The sequence below is a fragment of the Paraburkholderia sp. AV2 genome (assembly GCF_054968425.1).
This window is the reverse complement of record NZ_JBANLK010000027.1, coordinates 73,444-94,981: the sequence shown is the minus strand read 5'-3', so window position 1 is coordinate 94,981 and position 21,538 is coordinate 73,444. Positions and strand designations below refer to the sequence as shown.

At 65.3% G+C, this 21,538-nt stretch carries 18 protein-coding genes; 4 read left to right on the top strand and 14 right to left on the bottom strand.

The window, feature by feature from the left end; all coding sequences use genetic code 11:
- On the top strand, nucleotides 1–1,359 hold a 1,359-nt coding region (locus tag V8683_RS19230), incomplete at its 5' end, for a hypothetical protein (RefSeq protein ID WP_462880665.1).
- A 128-nt stretch (nucleotides 1,360–1,487) separates the two neighbouring features.
- On the opposite strand, the gene V8683_RS19225 is transcribed toward V8683_RS19230, so the two are convergent.
- Nucleotides 1,488–2,036 carry an FKBP-type peptidyl-prolyl cis-trans isomerase gene (locus V8683_RS19225; RefSeq protein ID WP_411189885.1) on the bottom strand — a complete coding sequence of 183 codons (549 nt, stop codon included), beginning with the start codon at nucleotides 2,034–2,036 and terminating at the stop codon, nucleotides 1,488–1,490.
- Between the two features lie 32 nt (nucleotides 2,037–2,068).
- Between V8683_RS19225 and V8683_RS19220 the strand changes: the two genes are divergently transcribed.
- Together V8683_RS19220 and V8683_RS19215 are read left to right on the top strand one after the other, a co-directional pair.
- Complete coding sequence (locus tag V8683_RS19220; protein WP_411189886.1) at nucleotides 2,069–3,301, top strand: JmjC domain-containing protein; 1,233 nt, start codon at nucleotides 2,069–2,071, stop codon at nucleotides 3,299–3,301.
- Nucleotides 3,302–3,533: 232 nt separating this feature from the next.
- Nucleotides 3,534–3,815, top strand: coding sequence for a hypothetical protein (locus V8683_RS19215; RefSeq protein WP_411189887.1), 282 nt, complete (start codon nucleotides 3,534–3,536; stop codon nucleotides 3,813–3,815).
- A 175-nt stretch (nucleotides 3,816–3,990) separates the two neighbouring features.
- Here V8683_RS19215 and V8683_RS19210 read toward each other — a convergent pair whose 3' ends face one another.
- The 3 genes from V8683_RS19210 to V8683_RS19200 all read right to left on the bottom strand — a co-directional run bounded on the left by V8683_RS19210 (nucleotide 3,991) and on the right by V8683_RS19200 (nucleotide 7,839).
- Nucleotides 3,991–6,186, bottom strand: a complete 2,196-nt coding sequence (locus V8683_RS19210) for an ATP-dependent DNA helicase (RefSeq protein ID WP_411190572.1) — start codon at nucleotides 6,184–6,186, stop codon at nucleotides 3,991–3,993.
- 123 nt (nucleotides 6,187–6,309) lie between these two features.
- Nucleotides 6,310–6,543, bottom strand: a complete 234-nt coding sequence (locus V8683_RS19205) for a DUF465 domain-containing protein (RefSeq protein WP_411189888.1) — start codon at nucleotides 6,541–6,543, stop codon at nucleotides 6,310–6,312.
- A gap of 78 nt (nucleotides 6,544–6,621) precedes the next feature.
- Nucleotides 6,622–7,839 carry a hypothetical protein gene (locus tag V8683_RS19200; RefSeq protein WP_411189889.1) on the bottom strand — a complete coding sequence of 406 codons (1,218 nt, stop codon included), beginning with the start codon at nucleotides 7,837–7,839 and terminating at the stop codon, nucleotides 6,622–6,624.
- 66 nt (nucleotides 7,840–7,905) lie between these two features.
- On the opposite strand from V8683_RS19200, the gene V8683_RS19195 reads away from it, so the two are divergent.
- The gene (locus tag V8683_RS19195; protein ID WP_411189890.1) at nucleotides 7,906–10,248 is read left to right on the top strand and encodes a Tex family protein; all 2,343 of its coding nucleotides are present in this window, start codon (nucleotides 7,906–7,908) and stop codon (nucleotides 10,246–10,248) included.
- A gap of 118 nt (nucleotides 10,249–10,366) precedes the next feature.
- Here V8683_RS19195 and V8683_RS19190 read toward each other — a convergent pair whose 3' ends face one another.
- The 10 genes from V8683_RS19190 to der form a co-directional block, all read right to left on the bottom strand.
- Nucleotides 10,367–12,253 (bottom strand): potassium transporter Kup, encoded by a 1,887-nt coding sequence (locus tag V8683_RS19190; protein WP_411189891.1) that lies wholly within the window; start codon nucleotides 12,251–12,253, stop codon nucleotides 10,367–10,369.
- Between the two features lie 293 nt (nucleotides 12,254–12,546).
- A complete protein-coding gene (locus V8683_RS19185; RefSeq protein ID WP_411189892.1) occupies nucleotides 12,547–13,122 on the bottom strand; it encodes a phosphoribosyltransferase in 576 nt (191 codons plus the stop codon).
- Between the two features lie 48 nt (nucleotides 13,123–13,170).
- Nucleotides 13,171–14,517, bottom strand: a complete 1,347-nt coding sequence (locus V8683_RS19180; protein WP_411189893.1) for an adenylosuccinate synthase — start codon at nucleotides 14,515–14,517, stop codon at nucleotides 13,171–13,173.
- 130 nt (nucleotides 14,518–14,647) lie between these two features.
- A complete protein-coding gene (locus V8683_RS19175) occupies nucleotides 14,648–15,799 on the bottom strand; it encodes an ATP phosphoribosyltransferase regulatory subunit (protein WP_411189894.1) in 1,152 nt (383 codons plus the stop codon).
- Nucleotides 15,800–15,827: 28 nt separating this feature from the next.
- A complete protein-coding gene (locus V8683_RS19170; protein ID WP_027793544.1) occupies nucleotides 15,828–16,019 on the bottom strand; it encodes a DUF2065 domain-containing protein in 192 nt (63 codons plus the stop codon).
- Between the two features lie 33 nt (nucleotides 16,020–16,052).
- Complete coding sequence (gene hflC / locus V8683_RS19165) at nucleotides 16,053–16,952, bottom strand: protease modulator HflC (protein ID WP_411189895.1); 900 nt, start codon at nucleotides 16,950–16,952, stop codon at nucleotides 16,053–16,055.
- Nucleotides 16,953–16,964: 12 nt separating this feature from the next.
- Nucleotides 16,965–18,380 (bottom strand): FtsH protease activity modulator HflK, encoded by a 1,416-nt coding sequence (hflK, locus tag V8683_RS19160; RefSeq protein WP_411189896.1) that lies wholly within the window; start codon nucleotides 18,378–18,380, stop codon nucleotides 16,965–16,967.
- An 81-nt stretch (nucleotides 18,381–18,461) separates the two neighbouring features.
- Nucleotides 18,462–19,706, bottom strand: coding sequence for a GTPase HflX (hflX, locus tag V8683_RS19155; RefSeq protein WP_411189897.1), 1,245 nt, complete (start codon nucleotides 19,704–19,706; stop codon nucleotides 18,462–18,464).
- 58 nt (nucleotides 19,707–19,764) lie between these two features.
- The gene (gene hfq, locus V8683_RS19150) at nucleotides 19,765–20,001 is read right to left on the bottom strand and encodes an RNA chaperone Hfq (RefSeq protein WP_027793540.1); all 237 of its coding nucleotides are present in this window, start codon (nucleotides 19,999–20,001) and stop codon (nucleotides 19,765–19,767) included.
- A 162-nt stretch (nucleotides 20,002–20,163) separates the two neighbouring features.
- On the bottom strand, nucleotides 20,164–21,501 hold the full coding sequence (gene der / locus V8683_RS19145) for a ribosome biogenesis GTPase Der (protein ID WP_411189898.1): 1,338 nt from the start codon (nucleotides 21,499–21,501) through the stop codon (nucleotides 20,164–20,166).
- Nucleotides 21,502–21,538: the final 37 nt, after the last annotated feature.

Sequence of the window (21,538 nt, the reverse complement as noted above, 5' to 3'; positions counted from 1 at the left end):
CGCTGTGTATACGCCCCCGCCCCCCACCTGCCCGCCGCGCCCGCCCCCCCACTCAAGCCGGCCCCCGCGGGCGCGGGGGCGCGGGGCCCGGGGGGCGGCGGCGACGCGTCCTTGCGCTGCCATGCCTCGTTCGGCGCGGCGGCCGCCTTCGCTGTCGCTTTCGCGCTGACCTTCAGCGCGCCGGTAGAAGCGCAGGCGCCGCACTACGCATTCGCCGTCATTGCGAACGTCGTCAGATCGCAGGCCGACGAACCCGCAGCGCAACGACTCATCGACGCGATTGGCCGCGACCCGCAAACCTCGTTCGTCGTCTACGACGGCAACCTCAAGGGCGCCAGCGAGACCTGTGCGGACGCGCTCTACGACCAGCGTCACGCAATGCTGGAAGCTTCGCGCCCGGCCCTCGTCTTCGTGCCCGGCGAACACGATTGGGCCGGTTGCGGCACCAACGGATCGGGTTCGTGGGACCCCGTCGAACGACTCGACCTGCTGCGCCAGACCTTTTTCTCCGACCCGACAACGCTCGGGCAGATCCCGCTTCCCGTCACGCGCGAAAGCGAGGTGTCGCGCTTTCGACCTTATCGGGAAAACATGCGCTGGCAGCTTGGCGACACCGTATTCGTGGCGCTGAACGTACCGGACGGAAACAACCACTATCTGTACGCGGGTGGCCGCAACGGCGAGTTCGAAGATCGCGTGATCGCCAATGGCTTCTGGCTCGAACACGCAGCCGAGGTCGCGAAGCGCCGCAACGCACGCGCCATGATCGTCTTCATCGAAGGCGATCCCATACTCGAGCATGAAGAGCGGCCCGATCGCTTCGCCTGGCTGCGCTTCGGCCATCGGCCGCGCGACGGCTATGTCGAATTCAGGCACAGCCTGATGAAGCTGGCCGAAACGTTCCGCGGTCCGGTCGTGCTCATCCATCCGACGCACGCAAAACTCGCGCACGGCTTCGCGATCGACCAGCCGTTACACAATGAAAAAGGTGTGAGAATTGCGAACGTGACGCGCATTGAATTCGACCTGCGCAACCCGCTTACGCAGTGGCTGCAGATCGATGCGGACATGGCGCACGGCACGCCGCTGCGCGTCAGCGTGCGCGATGTGCCGAAGCATCTGCCGCTTCTGCCACAGCCTCTGCCCGAAGGGATCCCGCCAGGGGAGGCCCCGGAAATGCCCGAGGTCTCGTCGATGCCCGATGTCACGACAATTCCCGGCATGCCTCAGGCGCCGGACGTCGTGCCGCAGGCCGGCGCCTCTGCCGCGAGCAGCGTTTCGCCCATGTCGCCGCCGGCCACGCTGGACACCCTGCCCGGGCAGCAGCCGGCAATGCCGTCCCAGCCGTGGAATCAATAAGAGAGTGTGCCGAGAGGTGCGGGCATACTGCCGCACCCTGCATGAATCTGGCGCAATGAGCCAATACAACGACCGGGCTCCATGCGCGCGCCGGCGACTCGCCGGCGCCTGGAGATTAGCGAAGCGAATCAGTGAAGCGTGGGTTTCGAACCGGCTTCGCCGCCGTCTTCCTCTTCGTCGTCCTCGTCGACGATTTCAAGACCGTCCGCACCGTGTGCGTGCTCGTGCTCGATCTCGTCTTCGGTCGCCACGCGCACTTCCCTGACGGTCAGGGCAAAGCGCAACGCCATGCCGGCCAGCGGGTGATTGCCGTCGAGCACGACCTTGTCCTCGGCGACGTCCGTGACGGTGTAGATGAGCGCGTCGAGATCTTCGTCACCCTCCTCGGGCGTTCCTTCGAACTGCATACCGACTTCGAGCGGCTCCGGAAAACGGCTACGCGGCTCGATCTTGACGAGTTCGGGATCGTACTCGCCAAACGCGTCCTGCGGCTCGAGCTGAAGCTGGGTCTCGAAGCCCGGTTCCTTGCCGTCCAGCGCTTCCTCGATCTTGGGGAACGTGCCATCATAGCCGCCGTGCAGATAGACCATCGGCTCGTCGCTCTCCTCAATCAGATTGCCCTGCGCATCCGATAGCTTGTAAGCGACCGACACGACGGTGTCCTTTGCGATTTTCATTCGTTCCTCCAGAATACAGACCACATTATACGATGCCCAAGCGGTCCCCTGACCACGCGGTGAACGCCAGCAAGCAGCGCGCCGCGTCCACTCCGGCACGTCCTGCGCCCGACGAACCCACGCCACTCCTCGGCGGCCTCACGCCAGCGCAGTTCATGAAGCGATACTGGCAGAAAAAACCGCTCCTGATCCGCCAGGCGATACCCGGCATCGAGCCCCCGCTCGCGCGCGACGACCTCTTCGCGCTCGCCGACAGCGACGACGTCGAATCGCGCCTCATCACACATTTCCGCCGCCGCTGGGCGTTCGAACACGGACCGTTCTCGCCGGACGCGCTACCCGCCCCGGAAGCGCGCCAGTGGACGCTGCTCGTGCAGGGCGCCGACCTGCACGACGACCGGGCGCGGGCGCTGCTCGAGCGCTTCCGCTTTGCGCCGGACGCGCGCCTCGACGACCTGATGATCTCGTACGCCACGGACGGCGGCGGCGTCGGCCCGCACTTCGATTCGTACGACGTCTTCCTCCTGCAGGTGCACGGCAAGCGGCGCTGGCGCATCGGCGCGCAACGCGACCTCACGCTGCAGGAAGGTCTGCCGCTGAAGATCCTCGCAAACTTCGAGCCGGAAGAGGAATGGGTGCTCGAGCCCGGCGACATGCTCTATCTGCCTCCGCATATCGCGCACGATGGCGTGGCCGTCGGCGAGTGCATGACCTGCTCGATCGGCTTTCGTTCGCCTTCCACCTCGGAACTCACGAACCAGTTTCTCTACTGGCTCGCCGAACGCGGTACGGAACGCGCACCGGCTTCCCCCACGCTCTACCGCGACCCGAACCAGCCGGCCGTCGCGCAGCCCGCGCAGTTGCCGCCCGCGCTCGTGTCGCGGGTCGCCGATGTGCTCGCAAAAGTACGCTGGGGCGAAGCTGAGGTATCTTCGTTCGTCGGCTCGTGGCTGAGCGAACCGAAGCCGAACGTCGTCTTCGACGCGCCGGAAAAGCCGCTCGACGAGGCCCGATTTGTCGCTCGCGCAGCAAAAAGCGGCCTGGCTCTCGACCGGCGGACAATCCTGCTTTACGATGCGCGATCGTATTACCTGAACGGGGAGCAGTATTTGCTCAGAGAGACGAGAAAGTGGCTGCCGGAATTCGCCGACAACCGCTTGATTGACGGGAAACGCTTTGTAACACTCTCACACGATTCGTCGGTGACAGCGTTGCTGCACGAGTGGTATTGTGCGGGCTGGATACGGGTCGGAATGCTTGCCTAAGCGCTCCGGACTGTTATACCGTACTAATATAGTGCTTGTATGAGAAAGACAACGTATTGTCCCCGGATTTGTCGACGGTCGATACGAAAGTGCCTATAATTCCCGCCCAGGCCGTAGGGAAGATTCACGCTCTTGCAGTGCGTCTCCACCAGCGGCTCAGGTCGGTGTTGGGGCACATTTACCGGTATTATTTTGCGCTGTTGCTTACCTTTAACCATAAAAGGACGTGATCATGAAGAAATCCCTCCTCGTAGCATCCCTGCTGGCAGCTGTTGCACTGGCTGCGTGCAACAAGAGCAGCGATCAGGCCGCTGCGCCGGCTAGCGACGCAACCGCTGCTTCGGCGCCGGCTGCTGCTGCTTCGGACGCTGGTGCTGCCGCTTCGGACGCTGCTGCTGCTGCGAGCGACGCTGGTGCTTCGGCTGCTGCCGCTGCTTCGGACGCTGGTGCTGCCGCTTCGGACGCAGCCGCTGCTGCGTCGGCTGCTGCTCCGGCTTCGGGCGCGAGCAACTAAGCATTCGCGCGACGCCCGTGCGGAGTTCACCTCCGGCGGGCCTTGCTGCGAACCGTTGCACATTCCGGCGGCTTCGCCCGATGTGCAGCGGGCAAGCAAAAAAGCCACGAACTTTCGTTCGTGGCTTTTTTGCTATCCGCCCTGCATAAAATGTGACAGCAACGCGCCGCAACCCTCAATCCGCGGGATCTTCCCCATCCCCATCAAAGAACGCCTTCACCACGTCGATCTCACGCGTACGTTTGAACGGCGGCAGGCTCTGCCAGATGCGCCGGCCGTACGGCTTGTCGACGAGGCGCGTGTCGCAGATCATCAACACGCCGCGATCGGTTTCCGCGCGGATCAGCCGTCCTGCGCCCTGCTTGAGCGTGATCACCGCCTGAGGCAACTGGTGGACCGCGAACGGGCTCAATCCCTTCTTCGTGAGCGCATCGAGCCGCGCAGCCAGCACCGGGTCGTCGGGCGGCGCGAAAGGCAGCTTGTCGATCACGACGAGCGAGAGCGCGTCGCCGCGCACGTCCACGCCCTCCCAGAAGCTCTGGCTGCCCACGAGGATCGCATTGCCATAAGCGCGGAAGCGCTCCAGCAGTTCTGTGCGGCTCGCGTCGCCCTGAACGAGCAGCGGCGTGTTCCAGCCGCGTGCCTCGATCGTATCGCGCAGCTTCGCGGCAATCCGGTCCACCGCGCGCAGCGTCGTGCACAGCATGAAAACGCCCCCGCCCGAGGCCTCGATGGCCGGCAGCGCCGCTTCGAACACGGCGTCGGTGAACTGCGGCGACGACGGCTGCGGCATGTTGCGCGGCACGTAGAGCAGCCCCTGCTGGGGATAATCGAACGGGCTGGGCAGCGTCATCGACCGGCGCGAATTCAGGCCCATCTGCGCCGCATAGTGCGTGAAATCGCCGCGCACCGAGAGCGTCGCCGACGTGAAGATCCACGTGCGCGGCACACCGGCGCGCTGCTTCGCGAAGATCGGCGCCACCGACAGTGGCGTCTCGTGCAATTGCACCGTATGCGAGAAGACCTCGACCCAGCGGACCTTCTCGTCAGCGTCGGCGTGATCGTCGTCGCCTTCCCTGGTGGCTTCCGCTGCCCCGGGCTCTCGTACGGTTGCGGTACCCGCTTGCGGCGCCGTCCATCCCGCCAGCACGCCTTGTAGTTCGCGCGCACGGCGCAGGCACGCGCCTAGCGACTCCGCGCGCTCCGCCTGCCCTGCCAGCGCCGTTGCCAGCGTACCGAGTTCGGTCTGCAGCGCGTCGAGCGCATCGAAGAGCAGGTGGTCCTCGGCAAGCTGCGTGATCGACAGCCGTAGCGAGTCCTCCTTGAAGGCGAGCCGCACATCGCGCGCGGCGCGCTCGAGCGCCGCGCCGAGCTTGACCCACTCGACCGCGTCGCGCGCATGGCTCAGGCCCTCGGCCACGCAATCGCGTGCGAGCTCGAGGAACTGCGAGGTCGAGAGCGTCTCGCCGAAGAACAGCGTCGCCGTTTCCGGTAACTGATGGGCTTCGTCGAAAATGATCGTGTTCGCGCTCGGCAGCAGTTCAGCCATGCCCGTATCGCGCAACATGATGTCCGCGAAAAACAGGTGGTGATTCACGACCACGATATCCGCCTGCTGCGCCTCCCGGCGTGCCTGCATCACGAAGCAGTCCTTGTAGTGCGGACATTCCTGGCCCAGACAGTTCTCGCGCGTGGACGTCACCATCGACCAGACCGCCGCCGTCTCCGGCACGCTCGCAAGCTCGGCCTTGTCGCCCGAGCGTGTGATCTTCGCGAAGCGCACGATCTCCTGCAGGTAAGACGTTTCCTGGCGCGACGGCAGCCGGCCGTTGTCGGCCGTGCGCTGCAGGTAGTAGTGGCACAGGTAGTTCGAGCGCCCCTTGAGCATCGCGACGCTCACGGGCACCGCGAGCGCATCGCGCACCGTGGGGATGTCGCGCTGGAAGAGCTGGTCCTGGAGGTGCTTCGTGCCGGTCGAAACGACCACCTTGCCGCCCCAGAGCATGGCCGGCACGAGATAGGCGTAGGTCTTGCCGGTGCCCGTGCCGGCCTCGACGATCAGCGTGTTGTCGCCGGCCTCGGCAACGGTATTCGCTGCCTCGCCGGCGGCATCGCTACCACCCGGCTGACGCCGCGCCGGGCGCGCCTTCAGCTCGAACGCCTCCGGCTCGGGCAATCCCTTCGCGGCCGCCTCCATGGCCGCGGCCACGGCGCGCGCCATTTCGATCTGCGAGGCGCGCGGGCGATAGCCGTCGATCTCGCGGGCAAGCAGTCCGTCAGCGGCGAACAGATTTTCGAGTTCGGCTGCGCGGCGCGCGGTCAGCGCCGCCGGGGCCCCGGCACGCGACGGACGTGCGTCGGCATCCGGCACACCGTCTTCGGGCGCAGGCCGGGATTGCGAAACGGTCGTTGAATTCAAGGCAAGCGGTTCCTGCTCGGTTCGGCGGGCGCGGCACTGCGGATTCCGCGCCCCGGCGCCTGCCGGAACCCGGACTCAGCCGTGCCCGTTCGAAGTCTTCGTTGAATCGGGGTCCAGCTGCAATTGCAGCAGGATGATGTTGTCCTTGACCTTGAGCTTGCGCTTCTTGAGCTTCTGCAATTCGACATCGTCGCATCCCGGCGTCTCGGCCATCCGGTCGATCAGACGGTCCAGATCGCCGTGCTCGGACTCCAGCTGGAGTATCCGGTCCTGAAGGACCGTGGACTTGACTTCACGTTGCTCGCGCATGCTCGCCTCCTCGTGTTGAGCGGCGTGCCTCTTGTCGGTCGGCGCGCCTGAGGTTGCTGTCTGGCCAGGAAAAACGTGCTACTGGTCCTGCTGCTGCATCTGCTGCTGTTGTTGTTCTCGCTGCTGCTCTTGTTGCTGTTGCTGCTTTTGCTGCGCCTTCTCGGCCGCCTGCTTCTGACGCTGCTCCACGTCAGCCTTGTGCTTCGCCGCGTCTTCCTGCTTCTGCTGGAAGTGCTCGGCTTTCTGCTGCCGCTCTTCGGCCTGTTGCTGGCCCTGGCGGTGAGCCTCGTCCAGCTTCTGCTGGAAGTCGGATTGCTTCTGGTCGTACGCCGACTGGTTCGCCGCGCGCTGGGCCTGCGACTGCTCGCCCGAGCGCTGGGCCTGATCCAGTGCGTGCTGTTGCTGCTTCTGCTGATACGCCTGCTCGTTCGCCGCGCGCTGCGGGGCTTCCGCCGCGCGCTGGGCCTGATCCAGCACGTGCTGCTGTTGTTTCTGCTGATACGCCTGCGCGTTTGCCGCTTCATTGGCGGCACGCTGCGGCGCATTGGCCGCATCTTGCGCCTGCTGCAACGCAGCCTGTTCGTCGCGGTGCCGCGCGCGCTCCGTGCGCTGCTCCTCGTCGAGCTTCAACTGTTCGCCACGAATGTCCGCCTGCACGGCCCGCATCTGGTCGCGCGCCGTGCCGAGGCAGTGGTTCACGAAAAACTTGCTGTAGCAGTCGTGCTGCGCGACTGCATAGCGATAATTATTCTCCGCCGAGCGGCGGTCCAGCACCTTCTGCCGTGCATCGAAGCCTGCCTGCACGCTGTCCTGCGCGCTGCTTTCCCCCGCAACTGCGCTTGCACCCGCCGCCGACGCCGCATCCAGCGGCCTCGCCGTGACGCCCGTTCCCGACGCCACCCAGGGCACGCCTGGGCTATTGTCCCGCGGCGCCACGGACGGCATCGCGGCACTGGCTGCCTGCGCCCTCCCGGCCGACACCGCCGTACCGGACGCCGGATCTTCCTGGGCCACTGCCGGCACGCTCGCCGCGGCGTACAGTGCGACGGCACAAGCTGCCAGACGGGTGGCGGTACGCCACTGGGCGCCGCTCCGCGTACGGAGGTTGGCAAGGTTCAAGCCGGGGGACAAACCGGGAAGCAAGCGGGAGATCGTCAACGTCTTCGGATGGCTGCGGGACATGCCCGAAATTCTAACACCCCCCGGGTTGAGCGCTCCGGCATTTATGGCAAAATGCCCCGCTCTACCGGCCGGCGGACCGCCCCCCTCCGGGGCCCTTTCCGTTCGGCCGCGCAAGTGCAACCCGATCCCGAAGCCTGTTCGCGCAAGCGTTGCCAGGCCCTACAGGAAGACCCAGACCCTATGACGGAAACCGTAGCACTCAAGATCGTCCAGCGTATCGCCGCCGAACTGACCGTACAGCCTCGCCAGGTGGCAGCCGCCGTGCAGCTTCTCGACGAAGGCTCGACCGTTCCGTTCATCGCCCGGTACCGCAAGGAAGTCACGGGCAATCTCGACGATACGCAGTTGCGCACGCTCGAAGAGCGGCTCCTGTACCTGCGCGAGCTCGAAGAGCGCCGCGCCACGATTCTCGCGAGCATCGAGGAACAAGGCAAGCTCACCGACGAGCTGCGCATGGCAATCGAAGTCGCGGACAGCAAGCAGGTCCTCGAAGACCTCTATCTGCCGTACAAGCCAAAGCGCCGCACTCGGGCTCAGATCGCGCGCGAAGCGGGTCTGCAGCCGCTCGCCGACGCGCTGCTCGGCAATCCGCTGCTCGATCCGCAGACGGAGGCCGCGCAATACGTCGATGCCGAAAAGGGTGTCGCCGATGTGAAAGCGGCCCTCGACGGCGCGCGCGACATCCTTTCGGAGCAGTTCGGCGAGACGGCCGAACTGCTCGGCAAGCTGCGCGAGTGGCTCCACAACGAGGCGCTCGTCAGCTCGAGCGTGGTGGAAGGCAAGGAAGGCGAAGAAGGCGAGAAATTCCGCGATTATTACGAGTACTCCGAAACGATCAGGACCGTGCCCTCGCACCGCGCCCTTGCACTCTTTCGCGGCCGCAACGCGGGCGTGCTGATGGTGAAACTCGGCCTCGGCGCCGAGCGGGACGCCCTGGTGCCGCATCCGGGCGAAGGGCGAATCGCGCGCCATTTCGGCATCGCGAACCAGGGGCGCGCCGCCGACAAATGGCTCTCCGACGTGTGCCGCTGGTGCTGGCGCGTGAAGGTGCAGCCGCACCTCGAAAGCGAACTGCTGACGGGCCTGCGCGAGCAGGCCGAGACCGAAGCGATCCACGTGTTCGCGCGCAATCTCAAGGACCTGCTGCTGGCCGCGCCGGCGGGCCCGAAAGCCGTGATCGGCCTCGATCCGGGTCTGCGCACCGGCGTCAAGGTGGCCGTGGTGGACCGCACCGGCAAGCTGCTCGCTACCGACACGATCTATCCGCACGAGCCGCGCCGCGACTGGGACGGCTCGCTCGCGAAGCTCGCGCGAATCGCCGCGCAAACCCAGGCGGAACTCATCAGCATCGGCAACGGCACCGCCTCGCGCGAAACCGACAAGCTCGCGAGCGAGCTGATCTCGCGCCATCCCGAACTCAGGCTGCAGAAGATCGTCGTGTCCGAAGCCGGTGCATCGGTTTATTCGGCATCCGAACTGGCGGCCAAGGAGTTCCCCGAACTCGACGTCTCGCTGCGCGGTGCCGTCTCCATCGCGCGCCGCCTGCAGGACCCGCTCGCCGAACTCGTGAAGATCGAGCCGAAGGCCATCGGCGTCGGCCAGTACCAGCACGACGTGAACCAGCGCGAGCTCGCGCGCTCGCTCGACGCCGTGGTCGAGGATTGCGTGAACGCCGTGGGCGTGGATGCGAACACGGCTTCGGTCGCATTGCTCGCACGCGTCTCGGGGCTGAACGCCACGCTCGCGCGCAATATCGTCGATTACCGCGATGCCAACGGCCCCTTCCCCTCGCGCGAGCATCTGAAGAAGGTGCCACGCCTTGGCGACAAGACCTTCGAGCAAGCCGCGGGCTTCCTGCGCATCAACGCCGGCGAAAATCCGCTCGACCGCTCGTCGGTGCACCCCGAAGCGTACACGCTCGTCGAGCGCATGCTCGCGAAGATCAAGCGCTCGATTGGCGACGTGCTAGGCAATCGCGAAGCGCTCTCGGGTCTCTCGCCCACTGAGTTCGTCGACGAACGCTTCGGGCTGCCAACGGTCCGCGACATCCTCAGCGAACTCGAAAAGCCGGGCCGCGACCCGCGCCCCGAGTTCAAGACCGCCACCTTCCGCGAAGGCGTCGAGAAAGTCTCCGATCTCGTGCCCGGCATGCTGCTAGAGGGCGTCGTGACGAACGTGGCGGCGTTCGGCGCGTTCGTCGACATCGGCGTGCATCAGGACGGCCTCGTGCACGTCTCCGCCATGTCCACGAAGTTCATCAAGGACCCGCACGAAGTCGTGAAGGCCGGCCAGGTCGTCAAGGTGAAGGTGCTCGATGTCGACGTGAAGCGCCAGCGCATCGCGCTCACCATGCGTCTGGACGACGATCCCGCAAGCGCCGCCCAGCGCAGCGGCAATGCGGGCAACAATTCCGGCAGCCGAAACGGCGGCAGCGGCAGCAATGCAGGCCGCCCGCAACGTTCGCGCGACCCGGAGCCGGGCGGCGCGATGGCAGCGGCGTTCGCGAAGCTCAAACAGCGGTAAGGCGCGAGCGCGGCGCTTCGCGCGCGGGGGCCTGTGGTGAGCAGGCTCGCGTCGCGCGACACCCCAACGAATAACGGCACCGAAGTGCCGTTATTTTATTTCCGCAGCACGCCGCGCGTCAGATCTCGATCTTCGTCCCCAGCTCCACCACGCGGTTGGCAGGAATGCTGAAGAAATCCGTGGGCTTCGCCGCGTTCTGGTGCATCCACGCGAACACGCGCTCGCGGAAGATCGACATGCCCGGCAACTGGGTAGGCACCACCGTCTCGCGAGCGATGAAGAACGACGTATCCATTATCTCGAAGGTCATGTCGTGCGTGCGGCCCACTTCCTGCAGCACCGCCTTCACGTCCGGCGTCTCGTTGAAACCGTAGTCCGCCTTCACGAGATAAAGCCCGCCGCCGATGTCCTGCACGCTCAGGCGCTCCGCCTCGGACACATAGGGAATGTCGCGAATCACGAAAGTCAGGAAGATGGTGCGCTCGTGCAGCACCTTGTTGTGCTTGAGGTTATGCAGCAGGCTGACCGGCACCAGCGTGTTGCTGCCGGTGAGATAAATCGCCGTGCCCGAAACGCGATGCGGAGGATGCGCGAGCAGCCCCTGCAGGAAGGGCATCAGCGGGATGCCGTCGGCGGCCGTGCGCTCCTTCACGATCATGCGCCCCTTGTACCAGGTCATGAGGAGGAAGAACAACAACGCGCCGATGCCGAGCGGCAGCCAGCCGCCCTCTTCGACCTTCAGCAGGTTCGCGCCGAAGAAGCCCAGATCGACCGCCAGGAAGACGCCGATGATCAGCGCGACGAGCGCCTTGTGCCACTTCCAGATTTCGATCATCACGACGCACAGCAGCACCGTGGTCATGACCATCGTCGCCGTCACGGCGATACCGTAGGCCGCGGCCAGATTGTCCGAGCTCTTGAAGCCGACCACGATGCACAGGATGACGAACAGCAGCAGCCAGTTCACCACCGGCACGTAGATCTGCCCGATCGCGAGATCGGACGTGTGCAGCACCTTCATGCGCGGCACGTAGCCGAGCAGGATCGCCTGGCTCGTGAGCGAATACGCGCCCGAAATCACGGCCTGCGAAGCAATCACGGTCGCCACCGTCGAGAGCACGACGAGCGGCAGCAGCGCCCAGTCGGGCGCGAGCAGGAAGAACGGATTCTCGATGGCGTGGTGGTCCTGCATCAGAAGCGCGCCCTGGCCGAAGTAGTTCAGCACGAGCGACGGCATCACGAGCACATACCAGGCCACGCGGATGGGCTTGGCGCCGAAATGGCCCATGTCGGCGTAGAGCGCTTCCGCGCCGGTGAGCACCAGCACCACCGAACCGAGCACGACATAAGCCTGCAACATGTGCGCGCCCATGAAGCTGACTGCGTAGTACGGATTGAGCGCGGCGATGACGCCCGGCGCCTGCACGATGCGCGACAGGCCGAGCACGCCGATGGTCACGAACCACAGCACCATGATCGGCCCGAACAGACGGCCGACGAGCGCCGTGCCGTGACGCTGGATCCAGAAGAGCGCGATCAGGATCACGATGGTGAGCGGCACCACGAGATGGGAAAGCTTGGGCGCCGCGATTTCAAGGCCTTCCACCGCCGAAATCACCGAGATCGCGGGCGTGATCACCGCGTCCCCGTAGAACATGCACGCACCGAAGATGCCGAGGCCGGTAAGGATCAGCGCGGCGCGGCTCGTGCGCTTGAACGAGCGTAACGCCAGCGCCATCAGCGCGAGCACGCCGCCTTCGCCGTTGTTGTCGGCGCGCATGACGAACAGCACGTACTTGACGCTGACGACGATCATGATCGCCCAGAACAGCAGCGAGATGACGCCGAGAATGGAGGTGTCGTTGAGCGGGATGCCGTGGTCCGGGCTGAATGCCTCTTTCAGGGAATAGAGCGGGCTCGTGCCGATGTCGCCGAACACGACGCCGATTGCCGCAACGGCCAGCGCCGGCAGAGGCTGCTTTGCCACGTGTGTGCTAGTTGTCATATACGCGGAGATCCGTTTTCGAGGCGGAAAATAAAAGCGACCGCTATTCTAAACCGGCTACGTGACCCCAACGACGCCCGTTGTGGTCATGCCACGTCTTCCGTTCCGGCGAAGTGTAGCATTGGCCCCCATTCTGTCTACCCTCACGTGTCCGTACAGGCTTTTGGGTCGCCCCGACACGAAAACGTCATGCAAAAAAAGCGGAGCCTCGAAAGGCTCCGCTTTTCACGACTGCCACAGAAGGTTCATTGGGTGCAATTGGATGCATTCACAACAAACCTTGTCCGGTGCCGTCAGGACTGCGATGGGGCTGCGTTCGCCTGCTGCAGGCCACGCTTGATCCACGCGCCCAGATTGTGCGGGCGCACCGTGTCCCACTCCTCGAACGGCTGGTGAATCCACGGATTGGTCGGCAGGTGCTGCACGAAGTAGTCGGGCTTCACCTTCGAGCAGCCCTTGTACCACAGCACCGCCGAACGCACGCCCGTCACCGCCGGATAACGCTCCTTGAGGTGCTGCTGCACGCGCGCGAGCGTGACGCCCGAATCGACGAGATCGTCGACGAGCAGCACGTTGCCCGCGAGTTCCCCGCGCGTCATTGTGATGTACTGCGCAATATCGAGGTCACCCTGCTCCGTGCCGGCGGCTTCGCGATACGAACTGGTCGCGAGAATCGCGAGCGGCAGGTCGTAGATGCGCGAGAGCTGATCGCCCACGCGCAGTCCGCCGCGCGCGAGGCACAGGATCTGGTCGAACTTCCAGCGCGATTCATGCACTGCAAGCGCGAGCAACTCGATCAGCCGGTGGTACTCGTCCCAGCCAACCCACAGGTTCTTCTCGTCGTTACGCGGGTCCATCATCTGAATCATCGTGCGCTACCCTTCATTTTCCTTGTTTTTTTCTTATTTTTTTCTTGCTTACGCCTTGAACGGGTGACGTAGCAGGATCGTCTCGTCGCGATCCGGACCGGTCGACACCATATCGATCGGCACGCCTGCCACTTCCTGCACGCGCGCGAGGTAGGCCTGCGCGCTCTTCGGCAGCGCGTCCCACTGCGTAATGCCGATCGTGCTTTCCTTCCAGCCCGGGAAGGCCTCGTAGACCGGCTCGCACTCCGCGACCTGAGAAGCGCCGCGCGGCAGGATGTCGACATCCTTGCCGTTCACCTTGTAGCCCACGCAGAGCTTCACTTCGTCTAGGCCGTCGAGCACGTCGAGCTTCGTGATGCACAGGCCCGTCACCCCGTTGATCTGGATCGAGCGGCGCAGCGCGGCGGCGTCGAGCCAGCCCGTGCGGCGCGGACGGCCCGTGACCGAACCGAATTCCTTGCCGACCTTCGCGAGCGTGAGGCCGACTTCTTCCTGGCGGTCGGCGTTGTCGGCGTCGTAGAGCTCGCTCGGGAACGGGCCCGAACCGACACGCGTGCAGTACGCCTTCGTAATGCCAAGGATGTAGTTGAGCTGCTGGGGACCCACGCCCACACCCGCCGATGCCGCGCCCGCCACGCAGTTGCTCGACGTGACGTACGGATAGGTGCCGTGATCGATGTCGAGCAGCGTGCCCTGCGCGCCTTCGAACAGCAGGCTGCCGCCCGAGCGGTTGACGTCATAAAGGCGACGCGAAACGTCCGTTACCATTGGCTTCAGACGGTCGGCGTAGCTCAGCATCGTGTCGAGCGTCTGCTGGAAGTCCACCGGCGCCGCGCCCAGGTACTGCGTGAGCACGAAGTTGTGATAGTCGAGGTTGTCGCGCAGGCGCTCGGCGAACAGTTCCGGCTCGAACAGATCCTGCACGCGCATGCCGCGGCGCGCGACCTTGTCCTCGTACGCCGGGCCGATGCCGCGGCCGGTCGTGCCGATCTTCGCCGCGCCGCGCTTCGCTTCGCGCGCCTGGTCGATGGCGATGTGATACGGCAGGATCAGCGTGGTCGCGTCGGAGATGAAGAGGCGCCTCTGGACGTCGATGCCCGCGCTTTCAAGCTCGCCGATTTCCTTGAACAGGGCCTCGGGCGACAACACCACGCCGTTGCCGATGTAGCAGGCAACGCCCGCGCGCATGATGCCCGACGGAATGAGGCGAAGAATGGTCTTCTTGCCGCCGATGATGAGCGTGTGGCCGGCGTTGTGACCGCCCTGGAAACGCACCACGCCTTGCGCGTGGTCCGTCAGCCAGTCGACGATCTTGCCCTTGCCTTCATCTCCCCACTGGGTGCCCACGACGACGACGTTGCGTCCCGGGGTTACATTCACTGCGCTGGCAGACATGGTGTTTCGTTAGCTGGTTAAAAACGTATTCTACCTGGGTTCGCGCGCGAGCCCGCTTTTTTTCCCGAAATAGCGGGAATTTCCCTTATCTCTCAACGGCCTGGGCGAGCTCGATCACTTACCGGGACGCTCAGGCTCGCGCTTCGACCACCCACGCTCCGCTGCGCTCGATCAGCACGCGGTCGAACGCGAATTCGTCCATATCGTGCTCGTGGCCCGGCAGCGCCTGGATCACGACCTCGCCCGCGTCGCGCAGCGCCGCCACGGCGGTGCGCAAGGCCTCGTCGTGCCGCCAGGGCGCGAGGATCGCGCTGCTGCGCGCCTCGACGGGCGAAATACGGGCCACTTCGCGCAGGTCGAGCGAGAAGCCTGTTGCGGCACGCGCGCGGCCATAGGCCTCGCCCACTTTGTCGTAACGGCCGCCGCGCGCCACGGCGTTCGGCACGCCGTCCACGTAGGCCGAGAACATCACGCCGCTGTGATAGGCATAGCCGCCCAGATCGGCGAGATCGATCATCAGCTCCGCCCCGTCGATCTCGCTCACGAGAAATGCCAGATCGTCCAGCGCGCGTGCGATGCCCGGCAGCGCTGGCAGGCGCGTGCGCGCCTCTTCCAGCACGCTGGCGTCGCCGTAGAGCGAGGGCAGCGCACGGAGCGCGTCGCGCGTGAGCGGCGCGAGCGCCTCGGTCAATTCGGCGAGGCGCGGTACGTCCTTGCCCGCCAGCGCTTCATGGAGCGCGTCGCCAAGCGCCGCTACGGCCGGATCGGCTTCGACGAGCGCCGCGAGCACGCCCGCGTGGGACAGGTCGAGACGCACCTTGGCGAGGCCCGCGAGACGCAGCGCGTCGAGCAGCAATTGCTGGATTTCGAGGTCGGCTTCGAGCCCGGCATGGCCATAGATTTCAGCGCCGATCTGGATCTGCTCGCGCGTGGCATGCAGGCCGCGCGGACGCGTATGCAGCACGTTGCCCGCGTAGCACAGGCGCGTCACGCCCTGGCGGTTCAGCAAGTGCGCGTCGATGCGCGCCACCTGCGGTGTGATGTCCGCGCGCAGGCCGAGCGTGCGGCCCGACAACTGATCGACGAGCTTGAACGTGCGCAGGTTCAGGTCGCGCCCGGCGCCGGTGAGCAGCGATTCGAGATATTCGAGCAGCGGCGGCATGACCATCTCGTAGCCGTACGCGCGGAAGCGGTCCAGCAGGTGGCGGCGCAATTCTTCGATCTTGCGCGCCTCGGACGGCAGCACGTCCGCAATATTCTCGGGAAGTAACCAGGTCGACATCGGTTGAGTCCTACTACTATGAAGGCAATCAGGTTGCGAGCATGAGGATCACGAGGCCAAGGCCCATCACGATCAGCCCGCCGATCCGGATGTGATGCGGCGGCCGCTCGGCGATTCTACGAAACGTATCGCGCCAGGCCGTCGGAAAAACGAACGGGAACATACCCTCGATAATCAGCATCAGCGCGATCGCGAGCAACAGGGAGCCAGCCAGGTTCATGCCAAAGAACGCGCCGTGCGCGCGGTGTCTCGTTTAGTGTTTGTGCTCAGGAGCCGGTGCCGGCGCGGTGTCGCCGTTCGGACCGCGCATGAAGCGGAAAAAGTCGCTCGACGAATCGACCACGACGACGTCGCCGGGTTTGAAGCTGTCGCGCAACGCCTGCATGCTCTGATAGAACTGGTAGAACTGCGGGTCGCGGCCGAAGGCCTCGGCGGCGATCGCGGCGGCCTTGCCATCGCCTTCGCCCTTGATGGCCTGCGCCTGCGCATAGGCATCCGCCAGCACGCCCTGCTGCTTGCGCTCGGCGTCGTCCTTGATCTGCTGCGCCTCGGCCGCACCCTGCGCGCGTTCGTCGGCCGCGGTCTGCTCGCGTGCGGCGCTCATGCGCTTGTAGACGACATCCGCCAGTTCGGGCGGATAGTCGAGGCGCGTAAGTTCGATGTCGATCACGTCGATGCCGAGCGGCGCGGCCGCTTCGCGCAGCGCGTCGCGCGCGCCGTTGGCGACGGCTTCCTGCTGCGCGAGCGCAGCGGTCAGCGTAACCTTCGAGAACGCGTCGGAAAGCGCGTCGCGCGACAGCGAGGCAAGCCGGTCGGCGAGCGTTTGCGGGTCGCCCTTCGTTGCGGCGAAGAGCTTGAGCGGGTCGGCGATGCGATAGCGGATCACCGGGTTCACGAGCAGCTCGGTTTTGTCGGACGTCGTGTAGCGGTCCGCGTCGGGCGCGTCGAACGCCTGGACGCGGGTATCGATGTACGTCGCGGTCTGGAACGGCGGCGGCAGCTTCACGTGCAGCCCCGGCCCCGCGAGCGTCGCCGGACTGCCGCCCGAGGACGAAACGACGGCAACGTGGCGCGGATCGACGACGAACACCGACGACGAGGCAACGAGCGCGGCCACCACAACGACAACGACGAGCGCAATGATTCGGTTCATAGGGGCGCTCCGTTATTGCACGTCGTCTTCACGCGTGCGGCTGCGGAACGCATCGCGCGAACGCAATGCGTCGCTGGCGGCCGCAGCAGCGTCGCTGGCCGAGGGCGCGGAAGCGGCAGCGGCCGGTTCCGCGGCGCCCTGCTGCTGCGCGCCGTCCTGGGCGCCTTGCTGCTGCGCATCGCTCGACGCGGGCGCCGCCGCAGGCGGCGCTTCGGAAGCGGCCGGGGCCGACGCTGCGGCGGCCGCCGCGGCGCGCTGACGCGTCGCGTCGACGATCTTGTCGAGCGGCAGATAGATCACGTTGTTGCCGGACTTGCTGTCGACGAACACCTTCGTCGTATTCGAGTAGATATGCTGCATGGTCTCCAGATACATGCGCTCGCGAATCACGGCCGGAGCCTTCGCATACTGCGCGTAGACCTGCATGAAGCGGTCCGCGTCGCCCTGAGCCTCGGCGACCACGCGTTCGCTATAGGCCTTCGCGTCATCGATCAGACGGGCACCGTCCGCCTGCGCGCGCGGCAGCAATTCGTCCGCGTAGGCCTGCGCGTCGCGCTTTGCGCGATCGCGGTCCTGGTGCGCCTTGGCGGCGTCGTCGAAGGCGGCCTGCACCTGGTCAGGCGCCTGCACGCTCTGGATCGTGACGCCGGTCACGCCAAGCCCGGTCTTCGCCTCGTCGAGCGAGTGCTGGATCGCGTCGGCAAGCTGCGCGCGGATCGGTTCGCGATCGGCGTACAGCAGCTCATTCGTGCTGCGCGCGCCGACCACCGTACGCACCGCCGCCTGCGCGGCCTGCGTGACGGCGAGATCCGGATCGACGCTCTGGAACAGGTAATCGGTCGGTTGCTTCACCTGGTATTGCACCGTGAAGCGCACGTCGAGCATGTCGCCGTCGTGCGTGAGCACGGACGCGTCCTTGACGTTGGCCGGGCGCACGAGGTTGCTGCGGCCGATCTCGACCGAGCGGATCTGACCAACGTTCACCACTTCATGAGTCTGGAACGGATACGGCAGGCGCCAGTGGACGCCTTCGCCGACGGTCTGCCGGTACTGGCCGAACTGCAGCACGACACCGGCCTGCCCTTCCTGGATGACATAGACGCCGCTGCCCACGTAGATCGCGATGAGCACGCCGATCACGATGCCGACGCCGATGCGCGCGCCGTTGCCGTTATCGGGACGCGGACCGAGGCCACTGGGCCCCTTGCCCTTGCGGCCGAAGAACGCCGAGAGACGGCGGTTGAAGTCGCGCCACATCTCGTCGAGGTCGGGCGGGCCATCGCCACTGCCGTTGCCGTTCTTGCCCGGGGGCCGGCGCGAGTCGTCCGTGCGCTGGCCATCGCCGTCGCCGCGACCCCAGCGGGGATCGTTCAGCGAGAAGATGGTGCGCGCGCGCTGCCAGCCAGACCGCTTGTTGTAATCGTTCACCTGTGTTCGTTCACCAGAGTAGACAGCGGATCAATGCGTGCGGGTCGCGCCCGCCTCCACCGGCCGGCGCCGGGCACGGCGTCAGCGGCCGTGTTCCGATTCCCTGCGAGATTCGTGGGACACCGCATTCCAGTCGGCGGCGAGCGGTTGTGGCGCGTCGGCAATCGCGCTGGTTATCCCGTGGGTCGACCCGCTGGCAATCCCGCCGGTTACCCCATTGTTCATCGGTTCAGCCGCCGCGATTTCGGCGATGGCGGCGCGCAGCGCATCCAGTCCGACGCCCGTGCGCGCGCTCAAAAAGACGCGCGAAATATTACCATATTCGTCCCGCTCGACCGTCCCGCCGCGGGCCGCCAGTTCGGGTACCGCGTCGATCTTGTTGAATACCAGCACCTGGCGGATCGTATCTGCGCCGATCTCGTGCAGCACCGCGTTCACCTGATCGATCTGATCGAGGCGCACGGAACTCGACGCATCCACGACGTGCAGCAAAAGATCGGCCTGCACGGTTTCTTCTAGCGTCGCGCGAAACGCGGCGACGAGTTGGTGAGGCAGCTCGCGGATGAATCCGACCGTATCCGAGAGCACGATCTGCCCGACCTCGCCGCCCAGCCAGACGCGCCGCGACGTGGTATCGAGCGTCGCGAACAACTGGTCCGCCGCATACGCCTGCGCCTTCGTCAGCGCATTGAAGAGCGTGGACTTGCCCGCGTTCGTATAGCCGACGAACGACACCGACATGGTCTGGTTGCGCTGGCGCTGGCGCCGCTGCGTGCCGTGCTGACGCCGCAGTTTGGCGAGCCGGCCCTGCAGCATCTTGATGCGTTCGCCGATCAGCCGGCGGTCGGTTTCGAGCTGCGTTTCGCCAGGGCCGCGCAGGCCGATACCGCCTTTCTGGCGCTCGAGGTGGGTCCATGCGCGCACGAGGCGCGTGGCGAGATACTGCAACTGTGCGAGCTCGACCTGCAGCTTGCCTTCGTGGCTGCGGGCGCGCTGCGCGAAGATGTCGAGAATGAGGCTCGTTCGATCCACCACGCGACGGTTCAGCGTGCGCTCCAGATTGCGTTGCTGGGCGGGCGACAGTGCGTGATTGAAGATGACGATTTCGACGTCGTTTGCCTCGCAGGCAAGACGCAGTTCGTCGGCCTTGCCGCTGCCGATGAACATGGCGGCATCGGGGCTCGAGCGTCGGCCGGTGAGCGTGACGGCGGGATTGGCGCCCGCACTCTGTGCGAGCAGGCTGAGTTCTTCGAGGCTGGCGTCGAAATCGGTCTTGCCGAAGTCGATGCCCACAAGTGCGGCGTTGGTCAAATTAGCGGATGTCAAAATGAAAACGGCCGGTCCGGCTCGCCCTTGCGGCGCTCCGGACCGGCCGTACCGTGGATCAGGACGCTTCCGTGTCCGGGTGGAAGTTCACCGGACGAGCGGGCACGACCGTGGAAATGGCGTGCTTGTACACCATCTGCGTAACCGTATTACGGAGCAACACGACGTACTGGTCGAACGATTCAATGTTCCCTTGAAGCTTGATGCCGTTGACCAGATAGATCGAAACAGGCACGTGCTCCTTGCGCAGCGCGTTCAAAAACGGGTCTTGTAACAATTGCCCTTTGTTGCTCATAGCAAACTCCGTATTTTTTTGCAGGTTTAACTTGGATTGGGGCCGAAAAAAAAGAAATCCGGCACCAATCGCTACACTATAGCCGATTCTCACAGGCTGGCGCGCATCCCGACCGTCCGGCCAGGGGCGACCGGAGACGTCATGCGCGCGAGCGTACAGAACTCAGCTTTTGTCAGTGTAGGGATTCGTCGAGGAACGAAACTCTATGCGCAATGGAGTCCCGGTCAGCGAGAAAGTTTCCCGGAAACGGTTCTCCAGATAGCGCTTGTAGGTATCCGTGACCGCATCGAGCGCGTTGCCGTGGATCACGATGATGGGCGGGTTCTGCCCCCCCTGGTGCGCATAGCGCAGCTTCGGACGCACCGGGCCGCGGCGGCGCGGCTGCTGGAACTCCACGGCGTCGATGAGCGCGCGCGTGAGCTTCGGCGTGGGCAGTTTCGCCATCGCCGCGGCATAGGCCGCGTCGACCGAGCGCATCAGCGCGCCGATGCCGAACTTCTCCGTCGCCGAAATAAAGTGGAACTTCGCGAATTCGAGGAATTTCAGCTTGCGCAGCAAGTGGTGCTTGATCTGCTCGCGCGCATGTTCGTCGAGGCCGTCCCACTTGTTCACGGCCACCACGAGCGCACGGCCCTGCTCCACCACGAAGCCCGCGATGTGCGCGTCCTGATCGGAAATTTCCTGATGCGCGTCCAGCATCAGGATCACGACGTTGGCGTCCGCGATCGACTGCAGCGTCTTCACCACCGAAAACTTTTCGATAGCCTCGAACACCTTGCCGCGGCGGCGCAGGCCGGCCGTGTCGATCAGCGTGTACTTCTTGCCGCCGCGCTCGAAGTCGATATAGATCGAGTCGCGCGTCGTGCCCGGCATGTCGAACGCGATCACGCGGTCCTCGCCGAGCAGCGTGTTCACGAGCGTCGACTTGCCGACATTCGGGCGGCCCACGATCGCGATCTTCACGCCATGCTTTTCGGCGTCCTCTTCACTTTCCTCGGGTTGATCGGCATAAGCCTGGTCGAGCGCTTCGCTGATCATCTCGGTCACGCCGTCGCCGTGCGCGGCCGAAATCGCGCGCGGGTCGCCAAGGCCCAGCTCGTAGAACTCCGCCGCGACGGACGTGTACTTCATGCCCTCGGCCTTGTTGATCACGAGGAAGATCGGCCGGCCCGTCTTGCGCAGGTAGTCGGCAATATGCTTGTCCTGGGGCGCGAGGCCGTTGCGTCCGTCGCAGATGAACACGACGATGTCGGCCTCTTCCACGGCCTGGCGCGTCTGGCGCGCCATCTCGTGCAGGATGCCGTCCTTCGCGACGGGCTCGAAGCCGCCGGTATCGACTACGAGGTACGGACGATCGCCCACCCGCCCCTCGCCGTAGTGGCGATCGCGCGTGAGGCCAGGCAGGTCGGCCACCAGCGCGTCGCGCGAACGCGTGAGCCGGTTGAACAGCGTGGATTTCCCCACATTGGGGCGCCCAACGAGGGCGATTACGGGTTTCATCTGATCTTTTCTACGGTAAGGCGCAGCGCCGGAAAGT